The sequence below is a fragment of the Providencia lanzhouensis genome (assembly GCF_050469745.1).
GTDB classification, from domain to species: Bacteria; Pseudomonadota; Gammaproteobacteria; order Enterobacterales; family Enterobacteriaceae; genus Providencia; species Providencia lanzhouensis.
On record NZ_CP174123.1, the window covers coordinates 382,770 to 403,816 of the forward strand.

Annotated in this window: 17 protein-coding genes; 15 read left to right on the forward strand and 2 right to left on the reverse strand. The window is 44.3% G+C overall.

What is annotated here, in order from left to right; translation table 11 throughout:
* The first annotated feature begins 16 nt into the window (after window positions 1-16).
* From tusB to rpoC, 13 genes are all read left to right on the forward strand, one after another.
* The gene (gene tusB / locus ACIH2S_RS01755) at window positions 17-304 is read left to right on the forward strand and encodes a sulfurtransferase complex subunit TusB (protein ID WP_036948734.1); all 288 of its coding nucleotides are present in this window, start codon (window positions 17-19) and stop codon (window positions 302-304) included.
* A gap of 136 nt (window positions 305-440) precedes the next feature.
* Window positions 441-815, forward strand: coding sequence for a 30S ribosomal protein S12 (gene rpsL, locus ACIH2S_RS01760; RefSeq protein WP_004265905.1), 375 nt, complete (start codon window positions 441-443; stop codon window positions 813-815).
* Between the two features lie 98 nt (window positions 816-913).
* Window positions 914-1,384 (forward strand): 30S ribosomal protein S7, encoded by a 471-nt coding sequence (gene rpsG / locus ACIH2S_RS01765; protein ID WP_006813694.1) that lies wholly within the window; start codon window positions 914-916, stop codon window positions 1,382-1,384.
* An 86-nt stretch (window positions 1,385-1,470) separates the two neighbouring features.
* Window positions 1,471-3,597, forward strand: a complete 2,127-nt coding sequence (gene fusA, locus ACIH2S_RS01770) for an elongation factor G (protein ID WP_036948738.1) — start codon at window positions 1,471-1,473, stop codon at window positions 3,595-3,597.
* A gap of 78 nt (window positions 3,598-3,675) precedes the next feature.
* The gene (tuf, locus tag ACIH2S_RS01775) at window positions 3,676-4,860 is read left to right on the forward strand and encodes an elongation factor Tu (protein ID WP_187128653.1); all 1,185 of its coding nucleotides are present in this window, start codon (window positions 3,676-3,678) and stop codon (window positions 4,858-4,860) included.
* 388 nt (window positions 4,861-5,248) lie between these two features.
* Window positions 5,249-5,635 (forward strand): preprotein translocase subunit SecE, encoded by a 387-nt coding sequence (secE, locus tag ACIH2S_RS01780; RefSeq protein WP_006657042.1) that lies wholly within the window; start codon window positions 5,249-5,251, stop codon window positions 5,633-5,635.
* A complete protein-coding gene (gene nusG / locus ACIH2S_RS01785; RefSeq protein ID WP_006657043.1) occupies window positions 5,636-6,181 on the forward strand; it encodes a transcription termination/antitermination protein NusG in 546 nt (181 codons plus the stop codon).
* A gap of 167 nt (window positions 6,182-6,348) precedes the next feature.
* A complete protein-coding gene (rplK, locus tag ACIH2S_RS01790; RefSeq protein ID WP_006657044.1) occupies window positions 6,349-6,777 on the forward strand; it encodes a 50S ribosomal protein L11 in 429 nt (142 codons plus the stop codon).
* Between the two features lie 4 nt (window positions 6,778-6,781).
* Window positions 6,782-7,483 carry a 50S ribosomal protein L1 gene (gene rplA / locus ACIH2S_RS01795; RefSeq protein ID WP_006657045.1) on the forward strand — a complete coding sequence of 234 codons (702 nt, stop codon included), beginning with the start codon at window positions 6,782-6,784 and terminating at the stop codon, window positions 7,481-7,483.
* Window positions 7,484-7,818: 335 nt separating this feature from the next.
* Window positions 7,819-8,316, forward strand: a complete 498-nt coding sequence (gene rplJ / locus ACIH2S_RS01800; protein WP_006657046.1) for a 50S ribosomal protein L10 — start codon at window positions 7,819-7,821, stop codon at window positions 8,314-8,316.
* Window positions 8,317-8,376: 60 nt separating this feature from the next.
* Window positions 8,377-8,742 carry a 50S ribosomal protein L7/L12 gene (gene rplL / locus ACIH2S_RS01805; RefSeq protein ID WP_006657047.1) on the forward strand — a complete coding sequence of 122 codons (366 nt, stop codon included), beginning with the start codon at window positions 8,377-8,379 and terminating at the stop codon, window positions 8,740-8,742.
* A 357-nt stretch (window positions 8,743-9,099) separates the two neighbouring features.
* Complete coding sequence (gene rpoB, locus ACIH2S_RS01810; protein WP_154609798.1) at window positions 9,100-13,128, forward strand: DNA-directed RNA polymerase subunit beta; 4,029 nt, start codon at window positions 9,100-9,102, stop codon at window positions 13,126-13,128.
* A 109-nt stretch (window positions 13,129-13,237) separates the two neighbouring features.
* Window positions 13,238-17,461 carry a DNA-directed RNA polymerase subunit beta' gene (gene rpoC, locus ACIH2S_RS01815; protein ID WP_036953634.1) on the forward strand — a complete coding sequence of 1,408 codons (4,224 nt, stop codon included), beginning with the start codon at window positions 13,238-13,240 and terminating at the stop codon, window positions 17,459-17,461.
* Window positions 17,462-17,535: 74 nt separating this feature from the next.
* Here rpoC and ACIH2S_RS01820 read toward each other — a convergent pair whose 3' ends face one another.
* Window positions 17,536-18,045: a pyridoxamine 5'-phosphate oxidase family protein gene (locus ACIH2S_RS01820; protein WP_108479685.1), complete on the reverse strand. Its 510-nt coding sequence runs from the start codon at window positions 18,043-18,045 to the stop codon at window positions 17,536-17,538.
* Between the two features lie 78 nt (window positions 18,046-18,123).
* On the reverse strand, window positions 18,124-18,846 hold the full coding sequence (locus ACIH2S_RS01825) for a class I SAM-dependent methyltransferase (RefSeq protein ID WP_036953632.1): 723 nt from the start codon (window positions 18,844-18,846) through the stop codon (window positions 18,124-18,126).
* Between the two features lie 511 nt (window positions 18,847-19,357).
* On the opposite strand from ACIH2S_RS01825, the gene ACIH2S_RS01830 reads away from it, so the two are divergent.
* The gene (locus tag ACIH2S_RS01830; protein WP_154599619.1) at window positions 19,358-20,338 is read left to right on the forward strand and encodes a VWA domain-containing protein; all 981 of its coding nucleotides are present in this window, start codon (window positions 19,358-19,360) and stop codon (window positions 20,336-20,338) included.
* A 172-nt stretch (window positions 20,339-20,510) separates the two neighbouring features.
* Window positions 20,511-20,966, forward strand: coding sequence for a hypothetical protein (locus ACIH2S_RS01835; RefSeq protein ID WP_108479687.1), 456 nt, complete (start codon window positions 20,511-20,513; stop codon window positions 20,964-20,966).
* Window positions 20,967-21,047 lie beyond the last annotated feature (81 nt).

A 21,047-nucleotide genomic window follows, 5' to 3' on the forward strand; every position in this document is an offset into this window, starting at 1 on the left:
TAGTAGGATCCTACCTATGCTATACACTCTAGCCACTTCTCCATTTAAATGTGATTTCTCAGCGCTATTGCGTTTAATCACCAATGAAGACGCTATATTGCTTTTCCAAGATGGTGTGATTGCCGCTGTTTCACAATCCAAATATCTTGCGGAACTACAAAATAGCGGTGCCCAAATCTATGCCTTGGATGCAGATATTCATGCCCGAGGGCTACAAGATCAGGTAGCTGATGACGTTTCTATCATCTCATATCAAGGTTTTGTAAAGCTAACTGAAGCTCATAAGCAACATTTTGCCTTATAAAGTCACTAAAAGTTGTATATTTCTTGACACCTGAGCCAGTCGGCAATAAAATTTCGCGTCCTCGTGTATCGTCATGTTGGCGAACGAGGTCAAAATCCGTGTTTACGAAGCAAAAAAACCAGGAGCTTTTTTAATAATGGCAACTATTAATCAGCTGGTACGCAAATCTCGTAGCTCGAAAGTTGTGAAAAGCAACGTTCCAGCACTGGAAGCTTGCCCGCAAAAACGTGGCGTATGTACTCGTGTATATACTACCACTCCTAAAAAACCAAACTCAGCATTACGTAAAGTATGCCGTGTTCGTTTAACTAACGGTTTCGAAGTATCTTCCTACATCGGTGGTGAAGGCCACAACTTGCAGGAACACTCCGTAATCCTGATCCGTGGCGGTCGTGTTAAAGACTTGCCAGGTGTGCGTTATCACACCGTTCGCGGCGCACTGGACTGTTCTGGTGTTAAAGACCGTAAGCAAGCTCGTTCTAAATACGGCGCGAAGAAACCTAAGGCTTAATGGATTTCCGTTAAGTAAGGCCAAACATTTTTAATCTTAATGTCAAAATACTCTCGTAGAGTTTTGGACAAACCTGAATTAACAACGGAGTCATATCCATGCCACGTCGTCGCGTAATTGGTCAACGTAAAATTCTTCCAGATCCTAAGTTCGGATCAGAATTACTGGCCAAATTTGTAAATATCCTGATGGTAGACGGGAAAAAATCTACTGCTGAAGCAATCGTATATAACGCACTTGAGCTCCTTGCTCAGCGTTCTGGTAAAACTGAACTTGACGCATTCGAATTAGCACTTGATAACGTGCGTCCGACTGTGGAAGTTAAATCCCGCCGTGTTGGTGGTTCAACTTACCAAGTTCCAGTTGAAGTTCGCCCGGTTCGTCGTAATGCCCTGGCAATGCGTTGGATCGTTGATGCTGCTCGTAAACGCGGTGATAAATCTATGGCACTTCGCCTGGCAAACGAATTATCAGACGCTGCTGAGAACAAAGGTTCATCTGTTAAGAAACGTGAAGACGTTCACCGTATGGCAGAAGCTAACAAGGCGTTCGCACACTACCGTTGGTAATCTCTTACCAATCTTAGTGATGTATCTCAGGGTAGCTTTCAGCTGCCCTTTATATGAAGAATTGAACGCCCACGAGAGAGGAAAAAATGGCTCGTCAAACGCCCATAGCACGCTATCGTAACATCGGTATCAGTGCACACATCGACGCCGGTAAAACCACAACTTCTGAACGTATTCTGTTCTATACTGGTGTAAACCATAAGATCGGTGAAACCCACGAAGGTTCTGCAACAATGGACTGGATGGAGCAGGAGCAAGAGCGTGGTATTACTATCACTTCAGCTGCGACTACTGCATTCTGGTCTGGTATGGCTAAGCAGTATGAACCACACCGTATCAACATCATCGACACCCCGGGACACGTTGACTTCACAATCGAAGTAGAACGTTCTATGCGTGTTCTTGATGGCGCGGTAATGGTTTACTGTGCGGTTGGTGGTGTTCAGCCACAGTCTGAAACTGTATGGCGTCAGGCTAACAAATATAAAGTTCCACGTATCGCGTTCGTTAACAAAATGGACCGTATGGGTGCGAACTTCTTACGTGTTGTTGAGCAGTTAAAAACTCGTTTAGCAGCTACTGCAGTTCCACTGCAATTACCAGTTGGCGCAGAAGAGTCGTTCACTGGTGTTGTTGACTTGCTGAAAATGAAAGCAATCAAATGGAACGATGAAGACCAAGGCGTTACCTTCGAATACGAAGATATCCCTGCGGACATGCAAGAGCTGGCTGAAGAGTGGCACAACAACCTGATCGAATCCGCTGCAGAAGCATCAGAAGAACTGATGGAAAAATATCTGGGCGGTGAAGAACTGACTGAAGCAGAAATCAAAGGTGCTTTACGTCAACGTGTTCTTGCTAGCGAAATTATCCTGGTTACCTGTGGTTCTGCCTTTAAGAACAAAGGTGTTCAGGCGATGCTGGATGCGGTCGTGGATTACTTACCAGCTCCTACAGATGTACCGGCAATTAACGGTGTTCTGGACGATGGTAAAGATACTCCAGCTGAACGTCATGCAAGTGACGAAGAGCCGTTCTCATCTTTAGCATTTAAAATTGCAACTGACCCATTCGTTGGTAACCTGACATTCTTCCGTGTTTACTCCGGTGTTGTTAACTCAGGTGATACCGTTCTGAACGCTGTTAAAGCGAAGAAAGAGCGTTTTGGTCGTATCGTTCAGATGCACGCTAACAAGCGTGAAGAGATTAAAGAAGTTCGCGCTGGTGACATCGCGGCTGCTATCGGTCTGAAAGACGTAACTACAGGTGATACTTTATGTGCAGTTGATGCACCAATCATCCTGGAGCGTATGGAATTCCCAGAGCCAGTAATCTCTGTTGCAATCGAACCAAAAACTAAAGCTGACCAAGAAAAAATGGGTATCGCATTAGGCCGCCTGGCTCAAGAAGACCCATCATTCCGCGTATCAAGTGATGAAGAGACTAATCAGACTATCATCGCTGGTATGGGTGAATTGCACTTGGACGTTCTGGTTGACCGTATGCGTCGTGAATTCAAAGTTGAAGCGAACGTTGGTAAACCACAAGTAGCTTACCGCGAAGCAATCACTGCTAAAGTGACTGATATCGAAGGTAAACACGCGAAACAGTCTGGTGGTCGTGGTCAGTACGGTCATGTCGTTATCGATATGTACCCACTGGACAAGAAAGACAAAGATGGTCTGCCAATGGACTACGAATTTGTCAACGAAATCAAAGGTGGTGTAATCCCTACGGAATACATTCCTGCGGTTGACAAAGGTCTGCAAGAGCAGCTGAAGTCTGGTCCATTAGCTGGTTATCCAGTAGTTAACATGGGTGTTCGTCTGCATTTCGGTTCTTACCATGATGTTGACTCCTCTGAATTGGCGTTTAAATTGGCAGCATCGCTGGCATTTAAAGACGGCTTCAAAAAAGCGAAACCAGTTCTGCTTGAGCCAATCATGAAAGTTGAAGTGGAAACTCCAGAAGACTACATGGGCGATGTAATTGGTGACCTGAACCGTCGTCGTGGTATGATTGAAGGTATGGATGACTTACCTACTGGTAAAGTTGTTCGTGCACAAGTACCATTGTCCGAAATGTTCGGTTATGCTACTGACCTGCGTTCTCAGACTCAAGGTCGTGCTTCATACTCTATGGAGTTCCTGAAGTACAATGAAGCGCCAAACAACGTTGCACAAGCTGTAATCGAAGCTCGTAACGCTAGATAATCGATTTTTATCGATTTAACTACTTTAATTTAAGTTCCTTCTTTATCGTGAAGAGGGAACTCCATAAGGAATAGAGTCGTGTCTAAAGAAAAATTTGAACGTTCAAAACCGCACGTTAACGTTGGTACAATCGGCCACGTTGACCATGGTAAAACTACCCTGACAGCAGCAATCACTACTGTTCTGGCGAAAACTTACGGCGGTAACGCTCGTGCATTCGACCAAATCGATAACGCACCAGAAGAAAAAGCGCGTGGTATCACCATTTCTACTTCTCACGTAGAATACGATACTCCAACTCGCCACTACGCACACGTAGACTGCCCAGGTCACGCCGACTATGTTAAAAACATGATCACTGGTGCTGCGCAGATGGACGGTGCAATTCTGGTTGTTGCTGCGACTGATGGCCCAATGCCACAAACTCGTGAGCACATCCTGTTAGGTCGCCAAGTAGGTGTTCCTTACATCATCGTTTTCCTGAACAAATGTGACATGGTAGACGACGAAGAACTGTTAGAATTAGTTGAAATGGAAGTTCGTGAACTTCTGTCTCAATACGATTTCCCAGGCGACGACACTCCAGTTGTTCGCGGTTCAGCACTGAAAGCGCTGGAAGGCAACCCAGAGTGGGAAGCGAAAATTGTTGAATTAGCAGGCTACCTGGATTCTTACATCCCAGAACCAGAGCGTGCAATTGACAAGCCATTCCTGCTGCCAATCGAAGACGTATTCTCAATCTCTGGTCGTGGTACAGTAGTAACAGGCCGTGTTGAGCGTGGTATCATCAAAGTTGGTGAAGAAGTTGAAATCGTTGGTATCCAAGCAACGGCTAAGACGACTTGTACTGGCGTTGAAATGTTCCGTAAACTGCTGGACGAAGGTCGTGCGGGTGAGAACGTTGGTGTTCTGCTGCGTGGTACTAAGCGTGAAGAAATTCAACGTGGTCAAGTACTGGCTAAACCAGGTTCAATCAAGCCACACACTCAATTCGAATCAGAAGTTTATATTCTGAGCAAAGATGAAGGTGGTCGTCATACTCCATTCTTCAAAGGCTACCGTCCACAGTTCTACTTCCGTACAACTGACGTAACCGGTACTATCGAACTGCCAGAAGGCGTAGAGATGGTAATGCCAGGCGACAACATCAACATGATCGTGACTCTGATTCACCCAATCGCGATGGATGATGGTTTACGTTTCGCAATCCGTGAAGGTGGTCGTACTGTAGGTGCGGGTGTTGTTGCAAAAATCATTGCATAATACCGCTCTTTCTGAATAAGAAAGAACCACTTTAGTAAAAAGGGCATCGACTGATGCCCTTTTTATACTCAAGTTTTTAAAATGTTAGCGTTTAAACCTAAGAACCTATCTCATCAATCGTTTTCATAATTATTGGTGAGATAGGCTCTGAAACAACGATTTACTGACTGTATTGAAAGCCCGATGCAGTTATATGAGATTTATTAAGGTTTTGCTCAGAAGTTATGGTATATTTTACCGCTGCCACGAAAAGAAATTTATTTTCGAAATAGGGTGGTGATTAAATTTACTGGGTATGCTGGCATATTCTATTGGTGTGCTCTGATTGCCATACTGCAAAGGTAAGGCAAGCGAGCTTTATACATACTTCATGGTAACAGGTTGAATTATGAGTGCGAATAGCGAAGCTCAAGGAAGTGGACGCAGTGCAGACATCTTCAAATGGGTAGTTGTCTGTGCCTTATTATTAGTTGCTATCGTAGGCAACTATTACTTCCGTCAATATAATCTCGCACTGCGTGCTTTTGCAGTTGTGGCTGTAGTAGCTATTGCTGGTGCTGTTGCTTTGTGGACCACAAAAGGTAAAGCAACTCTGGCGTTTGCGCGCGAAGCTCGCATCGAGGTGAAGAAAGTCATTTGGCCTACTCGCCAGGAAGCATTACAAACGACTTTGATTGTTGCTGCTGTAACGGCTGTAATGTCACTAATCCTGTGGGGATTAGATGGTATCCTAGTGCGTTTAGTTTCATTTATTACAAGCCTGAGGTTATTCTAAATGTCAGATTTACCTAAAAAACGCTGGTATGTCATTCAGGCATTCTCTGGTTTTGAAGGTCGCGTAGCACAGTCTCTGCGTGAACATATCAAATTACATAATATGGAAGAGTTGTTTGGCGATGTTATGGTTCCAACTGAAGAAGTTGTTGAGATCCGTAGCGGCCAGCGCCGTAAAAGTGAGCGCAAATTCTTCCCTGGTTACGTATTAGTTCAAATGGTCATGAATGATGACTCTTGGCACTTAGTACGCAGTGTTCCGCGTGTAATGGGCTTTATCGGTGGGACTTCAGATCGTCCAGCACCAATTAGTGATAAAGAAGTTGATGCGATTATGAATCGCTTACAACAAGTGGGTGATAAGCCACGTCCTAAAACGCTATTTGAACCAGGTGAAATGGTTCGTGTTAGTGAAGGTCCATTCGCTGACTTCAACGGTGTTGTTGAAGAAATCGACTATGAAAAGAGCCGCTTAAAAGTCTCTGTTTCTATTTTTGGTCGTGCAACTCCAGTTGAGTTAGACTTCGGACAGGTAGAAAAAGCCTAACAATTCCGAATAGCAGACTTGCAAAAGGCGCGAAATTTTCATACAATTTCGCGCCTTTTGTTTTTTATGCTTGGCATCATACTGTGCAAACGGTGTTTTGCGGGGCGTTAATGTAACGGGGAGCCTTAATCCATTAAGGCGTTATTACCCAATTTGAGGAAATATTCATGGCTAAGAAAGTACAAGCCTACGTTAAGCTGCAAGTAGCAGCTGGTATGGCAAACCCAAGTCCACCTGTTGGTCCAGCACTGGGTCAGCAAGGTGTGAACATCATGGAATTCTGTAAAGCGTTCAACGCAAAAACAGACAGCCTGGAAAAAGGTTTACCAATTCCTGTTGTTATTACTGTTTATGCAGACCGTTCATTCACTTTCGTAACTAAAACTCCACCGGCAGCAGTTCTGCTGAAAAAAGCGGCTGGCGTTAAGTCTGGTTCTGGTAAGCCGAACAAAGACAAAGTTGGTAAAGTGACTTCTGCACAGGTTCGCGAAATCGCAGAAACTAAAGCTGCGGATATGACTGGTGCTGACGTTGACGCGATGATGCGTTCAATCGCTGGTACTGCTCGTTCCATGGGCCTGGTAGTGGAGGACTAATAGAATGGCTAAACTGACTAAGCGCATGCGCAATATCCGTGAGAAAGTTGATGTAACTAAACAGTATGACATCAATGAAGCCGTTGCTCTGCTGAAAGAATTAGCGACTGCTAAATTCGTTGAAAGCGTTGACGTAGCTATCAATCTTGGTATCGATGCTCGTAAATCTGACCAGAACGTTCGCGGTGCAACTGTACTGCCACACGGTACTGGCCGTTCAGTTCGCGTTGCTGTGTTCGCACAAGGCGCAAACGCTGAAGCTGCTAAAGCTGCTGGCGCTGAACTGGTTGGTATGGAAGATCTGGCTGATAAAATCAAAGCTGGTGAAATGAACTTTGACGTTGTTATTGCTTCTCCAGATGCAATGCGCGTTGTTGGCCAATTAGGTCAAGTTCTGGGCCCACGTGGTCTGATGCCAAACCCGAAAGTTGGTACTGTAACTCCTAACGTTGCTGAAGCAGTTAATAACGCTAAAGCTGGTCAGGTTCGTTACCGTAACGACAAAAACGGAATCATCCATACCACTATCGGTAAAGCTGATTTCGACGCTGACAAACTGAAAGAAAACTTAGAAGCACTGCTGATCGCGCTGAAAAAAGCAAAACCAGCTTCTGCTAAAGGTGTTTTCATCAAGAAAATCAGCCTGTCCACTACCATGGGCGCAGGTGTTGCTATCGACCAATCTGGTCTGTCAGCAGCAGTTTAATTCCGTTAGCATTTGCTAATCGGCAATTAGGCTTTACCTTTGCGTCAAATTTGTATAAAATTTGACGCCTCGAGTTTGTTGGGTATAGAAATATGCTCAACAAACCACAAATTTCGGTATGGAGTCTGGCCTTTCCAGACCCCGTCCAAGACCGCAGGTGTAGTTTATTAGTTACTAGTAGCTACTTAATTTACCTGCGTAGACGGTGACAGAGATACCTAGAATTTAATTCTGGATTTCTATTCTGCTCACCGTGTTTTAGCGCTCTTACATAATGTTGTGTTTGAGTGATGTGAGTCCCGGGTTTTCCCGGTTAATCCAGGAGCAAGAAGCTAATGGCACTAAATCTTCAAGACAAACAAGCGATTGTTGCTGAAGTCAGCGAAGTAGCCAAAGGCGCGCTTTCTGCAGTTGTTGCTGATTCACGCGGCGTAACTGTAGCAAAAATGACTGAACTGCGTAAAGCAGGTCGCGAAGCTGGCGTTTATATCCGTGTTGTTCGTAACACACTGATTCGCCGTGCTGTTGAAGGTACAGCTTATGATGTACTGAAAGACGCGTTTGTTGGTCCAACCTTAATTGCTTTCTCTAACGAACATCCGGGCGCTGGCGCTCGTCTGTTCAAAGAGTTCGCGAAAGCGAATCCAGCATTTGAGATTAAAGCTGCGGCCTTTGAAGGTGAGTTAATCCAAGCGAAAGATATCGATCGTCTGGCAACTCTCCCAACTTACGATGAAGCAATCGCACGCCTGATGGCAACCATGAAAGAAGCCGCTGCCGGCAAATTGGTTCGTACTCTGGCTGCTCTGCGCGATCAGAAAGAAGCTGCATAAGCCCTTTCCTTCGTTGCTTTTTAACGTATAAACTATTTCTGAATTTTAGGAACACTTGTTATGTCTATCACTAAAGACCAAATCCTTGATGCAGTTGCAGAAATGTCTGTAATGGACGTTGTTGAACTGATTACTATGATGGAAGAAAAATTCGGCGTTTCTGCTGCTGCAGCTGTTGCTGTTGCTGCGGGTCCAGCTGAAGCTGCTGAAGAAAAAACTGAATTCGACGTTGTTCTGGCATCTGTTGGTGCGAACAAAGTTGCAGTTATCAAAGCAGTTCGTGGCGCAACCGGTCTTGGCCTGAAAGAAGCTAAAGATATGGTAGAATCAGCTCCAGCAGTTATCAAAGAAGCTGCAAGCAAAGACGAAGCTGAAACTCTGAAAAAATCTCTTGAAGAAGCAGGCGCTTCTGTTGAACTTAAATAAGTTCAATTTCAAGAACGCAGCTTAAGTAATTAGGCTGATGGCTGGTGATTTTTTAATCACCAGCCTTTTTGCGCTGTAAAGCGTGATGGGTGTTAACAGCTTTTCACGCAGTTTTAATGTTAACAAACAACCCTCCAATACTTCTTTCTATTTGACGACTTAATATACTGTGTTCTGCGCTACGACCCGCTCGGGTAGCTCGGTAGCAACTGCAACGCAATGAAATGATTTAAGAGTAATAGAAATGGGTATTCAGGAAAGTATTCATTTTCCATTTCTTCAAAAAACGCGTTCCTGTTCTGCCCTTAATCCAAAGGCGAACGATTTGGGTCACTGATCAACGAGCTGAGGAAACCTATGGTTTACTCCTATACCGAGAAAAAACGTATTCGTAAGGATTTTGGTAAACGTCCACAAGTTTTGGATATACCTTATCTCCTTTCCATCCAACTTGACTCGTTCCAGAAGTTTATCGAGCAAGATCCTGATGGCCAGAATGGTCTGGAAGCTGCTTTCCGTTCCGTATTCCCAATTCAGAGCTACAGCGGTAATGCTGAGCTGCAATATGTCAGCTATCGTTTAGGTGAGCCTGTTTTTGACGTTAAAGAATGTCAAATTCGCGGCGTGACCTATTCTGCACCACTGCGTGTAAAACTGCGCCTGATCGTGTATGAGCGAGAAGCTCCAGAAGGCACCGTTAAAGACATCAAAGAACAAGAAGTCTACATGGGTGAAATTCCACTCATGACTGAAAACGGAACTTTTGTTATCAACGGTACTGAGCGTGTTATCGTTTCTCAGTTACACCGTAGTCCTGGTGTATTCTTCGATAGCGATAAAGGTAAAACTCACTCTTCAGGTAAAGTGCTGTATAACGCACGTATTATTCCTTACCGTGGTTCATGGCTTGATTTCGAATTCGATCCGAAAGATAACCTGTTTGTACGTATTGACCGTCGCCGTAAATTACCTGCGACCATTATTCTGCGTGCAATGGATTACAACACCGAAGAAATCTTAAATCTGTTCTTCGACAAAACTGTATTCCAAATCCGCGATAACAAACTGATGATGACGCTGGTTCCTGAGCGTCTGCGTGGTGAAACTGCTTCTTTCGATATCGAAGCAAACGGCAAAGTGTATGTTGAAAAAGGCCGTCGTATCACTGCTCGTCATATTCGTCAGTTAGAAAAAGAAGAAGTTAGCAACATCGAAGTTCCTGTTGAATACATCGCAGGTAAAGTTGTTGCAAGAGATTACATCGATGAGAGCACCGGTGAGCTGATTTGTGCAGCGAACATGGAACTGTCATTAGATATGTTGGCACGTCTGAGCCAGTCTGGTCACAAAACAATTGAAACATTGTTCACCAACGACTTAGACCACGGTGCTTATATCTCTGAAACCGTTCGCGTCGACCCAACGAACGATCGCTTAAGTGCACTGGTAGAAATCTACCGTATGATGCGCCCTGGTGAGCCGCCAACACGCGAAGCTGCAGAAAACCTGTTCGATAACTTGTTCTTCTCTGAAGACCGTTACGACTTGTCTGCTGTAGGTCGTATGAAGTTCAACCGTTCACTGAACCGCGATGAAATCGAAGGTTCTGGTATCCTGAGTGAAGAAGACATCATTGATGTTATGCGTAAACTCATCGATATCCGTAACGGTAAAGGCGAAGTCGATGATATTGACCACTTAGGTAACCGTCGTATTCGTTCCGTTGGCGAAATGGCTGAGAACCAATTCCGTGTAGGTCTGGTTCGTGTTGAGCGTGCAGTGAAAGAGCGTCTTTCTCTGGGTGACCTCGATGCATTAATGCCACAGGATATGATCAACGCTAAGCCAATTTCAGCAGCAGTTAAAGAGTTCTTTGGTTCCAGCCAGCTGTCTCAATTTATGGACCAGAACAACCCACTGTCTGAAATTACGCATAAACGTCGTATCTCTGCATTAGGCCCAGGTGGTCTGACTCGTGAACGCGCAGGCTTCGAAGTACGTGACGTACACCCAACTCACTATGGTCGTGTTTGTCCAATCGAAACCCCTGAAGGTCCGAACATCGGTCTGATCAACTCATTATCTGTTTATGCACAGACCAATGAGTACGGTTTCTTAGAAACTCCATACCGTTTAGTCCGTGATGGCATCGTAACTGATGAAATCCATTACCTGTCTGCAATCGAAGAAGGTAACTTCATCATTGCTCAGGCTAACACCGTATTAAGCGACGATGGCCGTTTCATCGAAGAATTAGTTACTTGCCGTAACAAAGGCGAGTCAAGCTTATTCAGCCGTGAACAAGTTGAATATATGGACGTTTCGACTCAACAGGTTGTTTCTGTTGGTGCGTCACTGATCCCATTCCTTGAACACGATGACGCCAACCGTGCATTGATGGGTGCGAACATGCAACGTCAAGCGGTTCCTACTTTACGTGCTGACAAACCATTAGTTGGTACAGGTATGGAACGTGCAGTAGCGGTTGACTCCGGTGTTACTGCTGTTGCAAGACGTGGTGGTTTAGTTCAATACGTTGATGCTTCTCGTATCGTTATCAAAGTTAACGAAGATGAGATGTATCCGGGCGAAGCTGGAATCGATATCTATAACCTGACTAAATATACTCGTTCTAACCAGAACACCTGTATTAACCAGATGCCTTGCGTATCTTTAGGTGAACCAGTTGAACGTGGTGATGTGTTAGCGGATGGTCCTTCAACAGACCTCGGCGAATTAGCACTGGGTCAAAACATGCGCGTGGCATTCATGCCATGGAATGGTTATAACTTCGAAGACTCCATCTTAGTTTCTGAGCGTGTTGTTCAAGAAGACCGTTTCACAACTATTCACATTCAGGAACTCTCTTGTGTGTCTCGTGACACCAAATTAGGGCCTGAAGAGATCACTGCGGATATTCCAAACGTTGGTGAAGCAGCACTGTCTAAACTTGATGAATCCGGTATCGTTTATATCGGTGCAGAAGTGAAAGGCGGAGACATTCTGGTTGGTAAAGTCACTCCTAAAGGTGAAACCCAATTAACGCCAGAAGAAAAACTGCTGCGTGCTATCTTCGGTGAAAAAGCTTCAGACGTTAAAGACTCTTCTTTACGTATTCCTAACGGTGTATCAGGTACGGTTATCGACGTACAAGTATTTACCCGTGATGGAGTAGAGAAAGACAAACGTGCTCTGGAAATCGAAGAAACTCAGTTACGTGATGCGAAGAAAGACTTAACAGAAGAGCTGCGTATTTTTGAATCCGCACTGTTCTCTCGTATCCGTTCTGTACTGATCAGCGGTGGTATTGAAGCTGATAAACTGGACAAACTGCCTCGTGACCGTTGGTTAGAATTAGCATTAGCTGATGAAGAGAAACAGAACCAGTTAGAGCAATTAGCTGAACAGTACGACGAACTGAAATCTGAGTTCGCTAAGAAACTGGAAGCAAAACGTCGCAAGATCACTCAAGGTGATGACCTTGCACCGGGCGTACTGAAAATTGTTAAGGTTTATCTGGCAGTTAAACGTCAGATCCAACCGGGTGATAAAATGGCGGGTCGCCATGGTAACAAAGGTGTTATCTCAAAAATCAACCCAGTTGAAGACATGCCTTACGATGAAAACGGTAACCCAGTTGACATCGTTCTGAACCCGCTGGGCGTACCATCACGTATGAACATCGGTCAGATTCTGGAAACTCACTTAGGTATGGCTGCTAAAGGTATTGGTGAAAAAATCAATGCTATGCTTAAACAGCAGCAAGAAGTTGCCAAACTGCGTGAATTCATCCAGAAAGCTTACGATTTAGGTGATGATCCGCGTCAGAAAGTTGACTTAAATACTTTCTCTGATGAAGAAGTTATGCGTTTGGCAGAGAACCTGAGAAAAGGTATGCCAATTGCAACACCAGTGTTTGATGGTGCAAAAGAGAAAGAAATTAAAGAACTGCTGAAACTGGGCGGTCTGCCAACTTCAGGTCAGATTACATTGTTCGACGGTCGTACTGGCGAAAAATTTGAGCGTCAAGTAACCGTAGGTTACATGTACATGCTGAAACTGAACCACTTGGTTGACGATAAGATGCACGCCCGTTCAACTGGTTCTTACAGCTTGGTTACTCAGCAGCCGCTGGGTGGTAAAGCGCAGTTCGGTGGTCAGCGTTTCGGGGAGATGGAAGTGTGGGCACTGGAAGCATACGGTGCAGCCTATACTCTTCAAGAAATGCTTACAGTTAAATCGGATGACGTTAACGGCCGTACGAAGATGTATAAAAACATCGTCGATGGCAGCCATCAGATGGAACCTGGTATGCCGGAATCTTTCAACGTATTGCTGAAAGAAATTCGCTCACTGGGTATCAACATCGAGCTGGAAGACGAGTAATTCGTTCTGTGCCGGAAGGTTCGCCTTCCGGCCCGTGTAAGCACTGGGATTTGGGGAGAGTGGCTTCGAGCACTCACCTGACAGGTCTAACTCCGACAGGAGCCATTTTGTGAAAGACTTAATTAAGTTTCTGAAAGCGCAAACCAAGACCGAAGAGTTTGATGCGATCAAGATTGCTCTGGCATCACCTGACATGATCCGTTCATGGTCATTCGGTGAAGTTAAAAAGCCAGAAACCATTAACTACCGTACGTTCAAACCTGAGCGTGACGGTCTTTTCTGTGCGCGTATTTTCGGGCCAGTAAAAGACTACGAATGCCTGTGCGGTAAGTACAAGCGTTTAAAACACCGTGGTGTGATTTGTGAGAAGTGTGGCGTTGAAGTTACACAAACTAAAGTGCGTCGTGAGCGTATGGGTCATATTGAACTCGCGTCTCCAACTGCGCATATTTGGTTCTTAAAATCACTGCCATCCCGTATTGGTTTGCTGCTCGATATGCCACTGCGCGATATCGAACGCGTTCTGTATTTTGAATCTTATGTTGTTGTTGAAGGCGGAATGACCAGCCTTGAGCGCGCACAGATTCTGACAGAAGAGCAATACTTAGATGCGTTGGAAGAGTTCGGTGACGAATTTGACGCGAAAATGGGTGCGGAAGCAATCCAAGGTCTGCTGAAAAACCTCGATCTTGAGAACGAGTGTGAAACGCTGCGTGAAGAGTTAAACGAAACTAACTCAGAAACCAAGCGTAAAAAGCTGACTAAGCGTATCAAACTGTTAGAAGCGTTTATTCAATCTGGTAACAAACCAGAGTGGATGATCCTGAACGTTCTGCCAGTTCTGCCACCTGATCTGCGTCCATTAGTACCACTGGATGGTGGTCGTTTCGCTACATCGGATCTGAACGATCTGTATCGTCGCGTAATCAACCGTAACAACCGTCTGAAACGTCTTCTGGATCTGGCTGCGCCAGACATCATCGTACGTAACGAAAAACGTATGCTGCAAGAAGCGGTTGATGCACTGTTAGATAACGGTCGTCGTGGTCGCGCAATCACTGGTTCTAACAAACGTCCTCTGAAATCTTTGGCAGATATGATCAAAGGTAAACAAGGTCGTTTCCGTCAGAACTTACTTGGTAAGCGTGTTGACTACTCAGGTCGTTCTGTAATCACCGTAGGTCCATACCTGCGTCTGCATCAGTGCGGTCTGCCTAAGAAAATGGCACTTGAGTTATTCAAACCATTTATCTACGGCAAATTAGAATTACGTGGTCTGGCAACAACCATTAAAGCTGCGAAGAAAATGGTTGAGCGCGAAGAAGCGGTTGTTTGGGATATCTTGGATGAAGTTATCCGCGAACACCCAGTGATGCTGAACCGTGCACCAACACTTCACCGTCTGGGTATCCAAGCGTTCGAACCAATTCTGATCGAAGGTAAAGCTATCCAATTGCACCCACTCGTTTGTGCGGCATATAACGCCGACTTCGATGGTGACCAAATGGCGGTACACGTTCCTCTGACTCTGGAAGCTCAGTTAGAAGCGCGTGCGTTGATGATGTCAACCAACAACATCCTGTCTCCGGCAAGTGGTGAGCCTATCATCGTTCCTTCTCAGGACGTTGTATTAGGTATCTACTACATGACGCGCGACTGCGTAAACGCGAAAGGCGAGGGCATGGTTTTAGCCGGTCCTAAAGAAGCTGAGCGTGTTTACCGTTCTGGCCATGCTTCACTGCATGCCCGCGTTAAAGTTCGTATCACTGAAGAAGTGAAAGACAGCGAAGGTAACATTACGATTAACACTGGTTTAGTTGATACCACTGTTGGCCGTGCAATTTTATGGATGATCGTACCGAAAGGTCTGCCTTACTCGCTGGTTAACCAAGCGTTAGGTAAGAAAGCTATCTCCAAAATGCTGAACACCTGTTACCGCGTACTGGGTCTGAAACCAACGGTTATTTTTGCTGACCAAATCATGTATACCGGTTTTGCCTATGCGGCACGTTCTGGTGCATCGGTTGGTATCGACGATATGGTTATTCCAGAGAAAAAAGCTGGGATCATCGCCGAAGCAGAAGCAGAAGTTGCAGAAATTCAGGAACAGTTCCAGTCTGGTCTGGTTACAGCAGGCGAACGTTACAACAAAGTTATCGATATCTGGGCAGCGGCAAACGAACGTGTTGCTAAAGCGATGATGGAAAACTTGTCTACTGAAGCAGTCATTAACCGTGACGGTGAAGAAGAACAACAAGTTTCTTTCAACAGTATCTTTATGATGGCCGACTCCGGTGCTCGTGGTTCTGCAGCGCAGATTCGTCAGCTGGCCGGTATGCGTGGTCTGATGGCTAAGCCAGATGGCTCAATCATCGAAACGCCAATCACGGCGAACTTCCGTGAAGGTCTGAACGTTCTCCAGTACTTTATTTCTACCCACGGTGCTCGTAAAGGTCTTGCGGATACCGCATTGAAAACTGCGAACTCCGGTTATCTGACTCGTCGTTTAGTTGACGTTGCTCAGGACTTGGTTGTCACTGAAGATGACTGTGGTACTCACGAAGGTATCCTGATGACTCCGGTTATCGAGGGTGGCGACGTTAAAGAACCACTGCGTGAACGTGTACTTGGACGTGTAACTGCAGAAGATATCCTGATCCCAGGTACTGCAGATATTCTGGTTCCACGTAATACACTGTTACACGAAAAACTGTGTGACCTGTTAGAAGCTAACTCTGTTGACAGCGTGAAAGTACGTTCCGTAGTAAGTTGTGAAACTGACTTCGGTGTGTGTGCTCACTGTTATGGTCGTGACCTTGCTCGTGGTCATATCATCAACAAAGGTGAAGCTATCGGTGTTATCGCGGCACAGTCAATCGGTGAGCCGGGTACACAGCTGACGATGCGTACGTTCCACATCGGTGGTGCGGCATCTCGTGCGGCAGCAGAATCAAGCATCCAAGTTCGTAACACAGGTACGTTGAAACTGTTCAACGCGAAATATGTTACTAACTCAGAAGGCAAGCTGGTAATTACTTCTCGTAATACAGAACTGCGTCTGATCGACGAATTCGGTCGTACTAAAGAGAGCTATAAAGTTCCTTACGGTGCGCACTTAACGAAGGGTGATGGTGCAGCAGTGATCGGCGGTGAAACCGTTGCAAACTGGGATCCACACACCATGCCAGTTGTCAGTGAAGTATCGGGTATCATCAGCTTCTCCGACATGCTTGAAGGTCTGTCAATGACTCGTCAAACTGATGAGTTAACTGGTTTATCTTCAATCGTTGTTATGGATACCGCTGAGCGTACCAGTGCTGGTAAAGACTTACGTCCTGCACTGCGTGTAGTCGATGCGAACGGTAAAGATGTTCTGATCCCTAACACAGACATGCCTGCTCAGTATTTCTTACCGGGTAACGCAATTGTTCAGTTAGATGATGGCATTGCAATCAACGTCGGTGATACTTTAGCGCGTATTCCACAAGAATCCGTAGGTACTAAAGATATCACGGGTGGTCTGCCACGCGTTGCTGACCTGTTCGAAGCTCGTCGTCCGAAAGAGCCTGCGATCCTGGCTGAAATCAGCGGTATTATCTCGTTTGGTAAAGAAACCAAAGGGAAACGCCGTCTGGTTATCACTCCATTAGATGGAAGTGAGCCATACGAAGAGATGATCCCTAAATGGCGTCAGCTTAACGTATTCGAAGGTGAAATCGTTGAACGCGGTGACGTAGTTTCTGATGGTCCAGAGTCTCCACATGATATCCTGCGTCTGCGTGGTGTTCATGCTGTGACTCGTTACATCACGAACGAAGTTCAGGAAGTTTACCGCTTACAAGGCGTTAAGATTAACGATAAACACATCGAGGTTATCGTTCGTCAGATGCTGCGTAAAGTCACCATCGCGGATGCAGGAAGCTCTGAATTCCTCGAAGGTGAGCAAGTTGAGTACTCACGAGTTAAAGTTTCTAACCGTAAACTGGAAACTGAAGGTAAGATTCCAGCTAACTTTGAACGTGATCTGTTGGGTATTACTAAGGCATCTCTGGCAACAGAATCCTTCATCTCAGCGGCATCGTTCCAAGAAACAACTCGCGTACTGACAGAAGCAGCGGTAGCAGGTAAGCGTGATGAACTGCGCGGTCTGAAAGAGAACGTTATTGTTGGACGTCTGATCCCAGCAGGTACCGGTTTCGCGTACCACCAGGATCGTATCCGTCGTCGTCATCTGAGCGAAGCTGTGGAAGCTCCACAAGTTAGCGCAGATGAAGCAACAGCGAACTTAGCTGAACTGTTAAATGCAGGCTTCACCAGCGACAATCAGAACTAATTTCTGATTTACAAAATCGCTTAATAGAAACCGGTGTCGAAAGATGCCGGTTTTTTTTACCTACCCATTGCCAGCTATTCATCATTAAGGTAGCTCAGCGGCACAGGAATGCGGCGACTTTCTTGATTAGCCAGCCAATGTTCCATATCAAACAACCACCACTGATCAATAATAAGTTCATAAAAGCGTGAATGGCCGCCTTTTTGAAGTTGCTCAAGGGCAATAGAGGGCAACGTATTTTGAGCTTCATCGAAAAGTGAATGTTGATGAAATTCCCTATAAGCTTCTGCAGACTCATCAACCGATAATTCCCGTGCTGTTCCTATGAACTGAGCGCCGTCAAAACCGGCAGAATCAAACTCAGGTAAATGATAATTAAACAGCGTTCCACTTACTTGGGCGTGATGGCGAATATTTTGGGAATGCTGGCTTTGATGTGCGGAATACCAAAGAAATCGTAGAGGATTGAATAGAATTTTCGGCTCGACGGTGGTTGCCCACGGAATATTTTCGGGGCTGAGTGTAGCAAAAGTAACAAAACGGGTGGCGTGCAAAAGAATTAAACTGCGCTGCTTTAAACTCATGGGGTCTCCATTGTATGTATATAAGAAGAAAGCCCACTGTAGGGACTTTCGTGATTGGGTATCATGTTTTGAACTAATTTAAGGAATTGTTTTTGTTGCAGTGATAATGACAGTATGAGGACACTGAATATAATGAAACAGAGATGGGTCTTTTTCTAAAGATGAAGTTGAATGACAAAGCGTCGAGACATGGATGAACCCAGCATGTAAAAACGTATTCTCTAATGTTTGCATCGCATAATAGTAGGCGGTCAGTGTATAACGCTTTTGCCCTGTATAAAGTATCAAATCGACGCAGCTTCCATCATGCCGAGGTTTCGACTCAATTAATTGAAAACCATAAGGAAGATAATAATCGGGGTCGGCCGAAAAATCAGGAGATAGGGTTATTGCAATAATCTTACCTTGAGGGGTTAAGGTACGGTACATGCTTTTAAGTAGTGAGAGTAGATGTGTTTCATTGGTTGCATACGGAAGAACATAGATAGCGACCACAATATCAAATTGGTGATGAGTGAGGTCGTCTAATTCACTGAAATACTCAATATTTAATGGTTCTTTTATTTCATGCATTTGGGCGCTATTAATCATGCCAATTGAACTATCATACCCTACAACTTGCTGACATCTTTGGTTTGCTAACCAACGCGAAATCCCTCCTGCGCCACAACCATAATCCAGTATTTTTAGTGAACGAGTGTCACCTAACCAATTTTTTATCGTGGGTAATTCGAGTTCTTTTCGATATGGCCATTCCAAACTTTCATTATAGAGTTCGGCTAAATTATCAAATTTTTTCATTTTTTAGATAGTGTTCTAATTCGGTGTTAGTAAATGATTTACGTCATTATTAGAATAATTTTTGTATAACGAGATGCTTTTAATTGACTGTTTTCATGGTGATTAAGTATGTCAGTTAAAATTTTGAAGTAATATAGGTGAACAGTAACGCGATGAATATTACCTCATTTATTAGGGGATAATAATAATTGAAACGCTCCTGTGGAGAATTTATTGTTTTATTTTAAATCAATGTATTGTCTTCTTATCTTGCCTGGTAAAACATGAACAATAAAAATATTTAATTAATTTTATTTGTTAATATATTGATTTTTAATTGGATACTTTAATAAGTGTTAACGCATTGACATTTATTATTATGTCAATGCAAATACGAATAAATTAATAATACCGCCCTCGATTGAATCAATTAAGGGGTGATTAAATACGTTATAAAAGTATTATATGAATATATTATTCGAATATGAAAATCCAATAAATTAAATACTATGAAATTAACAGGAATATAAATATGGGTAAAAATACAGAAAGTAATGACATTGAAAATGATAATAAAATAACGTCTAACAGCATGATGCAAAATATGGCTTCGTTTGGGGCACCAAGTATTATGGTTAACCAAACTTCACAGCTGGTTACAGGAACGGGGGATATTGCCTTAGATTTGGTCGTGGTGATTGATACCAGCGGTTCCATGTCTGATGAATCTGCGGATCTTAGCCAACAAATTGACGCTGCTATTGAAAAAGCAGCAGCAAATTGTCCATCACATTTACGCGCCACATTCTTGGGGATACAAGGTGTTTGGACGGGAACTAAATTCGATCAATCGGTGAGTGATTATTTAATCTTAAAAGGAGTTAACGAAAGTAGCCTACAAGCACGTCCTCCATTTAAAGAAGCGGATGGTATTGACCATGCGGGGAACAAAGAAGATCTCTGCCGAGCCGTCATTGATGTAAGTCGATACTTTGACTGGCGTGATGGTGCTAGACGAGCCATTTTTGTCTTAGGTGATGAAGGCATGGAGGGCGGTGGTGGTCGACTTACCAGTGCGGCAATAGCCAAAAACAATGAAGCGATTGAAATTGCTCAACATGCTCATGTCAAAGTGTACACCTATCAAGGGACACCGGATGATGCGCCAACCAATCTTGACCGTTTCCCAAGCCTAGCTGATAGAGACAGAGTAACACAAGAATATGCCCGTTTAGCTGAGCAAACAGGTGGACGTTCTTATATCTACACCACGGGCATCGCCAATTTTGCTTTAGTCTTGCAAGAAATTCTTTGTGACAGCCTGATCCCGCCGACTATCCCAAATCCAGAGCGTTCGGACTGTGCGAATGTCTGTGACCAACTGCCGACTATCTTAGGAACAGTGAATACGCTAGCTGAAATTATCAATAAGGCGATAGATGCTTGCTGTGGTAACGAAAGTCATCATGGTCACCACTCGCATCATCATTCAGCTTGCCAGTGTCAAAAATAATAACAAACAGGCCTGCAATTGCAGGCCTAATACTATGAGAGTCAAACGAATATTTGTGAGAAAGCCTTTATAAATTGGGATTACTTGCTGGTATCTATGATAAAAAATGAATAAAGTACCTTGCTAATATGCCACTTACAACGTTAACCACAGCGTAGCAAAGGATAATATTTTGGCGCCTATCACCGAAGAAAAGCATGATGGACAAATTCTACTCGTCAGTAGCTCACGGCTAAATGATGAAACATCTATTATGTTTTATCGAATCGGAACAGATAAACCTGAATATGAAATTGAAATATATAGCCATGCTAGTCGTTCCAGCTCAGAAGATATTTTATGGTTAGATTATGATGCAGAGTATGGCTGTGGTGATGTCCACTCAGACACTTTTCTCAAAATAAATGATGGGGAAGAAGAGGGATTACCTTGTCACTGTTATTACAGCGGAGATAGCATTATTCTGCATGCACAGCTCCCGATTAGCACCCTTCACCTTATCCAGACATCGAATAGATTGCAATTAAGATTATCTATTTCAGGATTGACCACTAATCACGGTAATCACACAATATTGCTGTCCGACAAGATAAGAAATGAGTGGAAACAGATTATTGTTCTTCAATAGAATAAGACCCTCAATGGATTCCATTGGGGTCTTATTTGTGGTGTGCAGATTAAACTCTATGGATATATCCCAGAGTACGAT

What these genes read in the sequence shown, in the direction of transcription:
- tusB (WP_036948734.1), top strand. Translation starts at nt 17, where the DNA reads ATGCTATACACTCTAGCCACTTCTCCATTTAAATGTGATTTCTCAGCG.
- rpsL (WP_004265905.1), top strand. Translation starts at nt 441, where the DNA reads ATGGCAACTATTAATCAGCTGGTACGCAAATCTCGTAGCTCGAAAGTT.
- rpsG (WP_006813694.1), top strand. Translation starts at nt 914, where the DNA reads ATGCCACGTCGTCGCGTAATTGGTCAACGTAAAATTCTTCCAGATCCT.
- fusA (WP_036948738.1), top strand. Translation starts at nt 1,471, where the DNA reads ATGGCTCGTCAAACGCCCATAGCACGCTATCGTAACATCGGTATCAGT.
- secE (WP_006657042.1), top strand. Translation starts at nt 5,249, where the DNA reads ATGAGTGCGAATAGCGAAGCTCAAGGAAGTGGACGCAGTGCAGACATC.
- nusG (WP_006657043.1), top strand. Translation starts at nt 5,636, where the DNA reads ATGTCAGATTTACCTAAAAAACGCTGGTATGTCATTCAGGCATTCTCT.
- rplK (WP_006657044.1), top strand. Translation starts at nt 6,349, where the DNA reads ATGGCTAAGAAAGTACAAGCCTACGTTAAGCTGCAAGTAGCAGCTGGT.
- rplA (WP_006657045.1), top strand. Translation starts at nt 6,782, where the DNA reads ATGGCTAAACTGACTAAGCGCATGCGCAATATCCGTGAGAAAGTTGAT.
- rplJ (WP_006657046.1), top strand. Translation starts at nt 7,819, where the DNA reads ATGGCACTAAATCTTCAAGACAAACAAGCGATTGTTGCTGAAGTCAGC.
- rplL (WP_006657047.1), top strand. Translation starts at nt 8,377, where the DNA reads ATGTCTATCACTAAAGACCAAATCCTTGATGCAGTTGCAGAAATGTCT.
- rpoB (WP_154609798.1), top strand. Translation starts at nt 9,100, where the DNA reads ATGGTTTACTCCTATACCGAGAAAAAACGTATTCGTAAGGATTTTGGT.
- ACIH2S_RS01820 (WP_108479685.1), bottom strand. Translation starts at nt 18,045, where the DNA reads ATGAGTTTAAAGCAGCGCAGTTTAATTCTTTTGCACGCCACCCGTTTT.
- ACIH2S_RS01825 (WP_036953632.1), bottom strand. Translation starts at nt 18,846, where the DNA reads ATGAAAAAATTTGATAATTTAGCCGAACTCTATAATGAAAGTTTGGAA.
- ACIH2S_RS01830 (WP_154599619.1), top strand. Translation starts at nt 19,358, where the DNA reads ATGGGTAAAAATACAGAAAGTAATGACATTGAAAATGATAATAAAATA.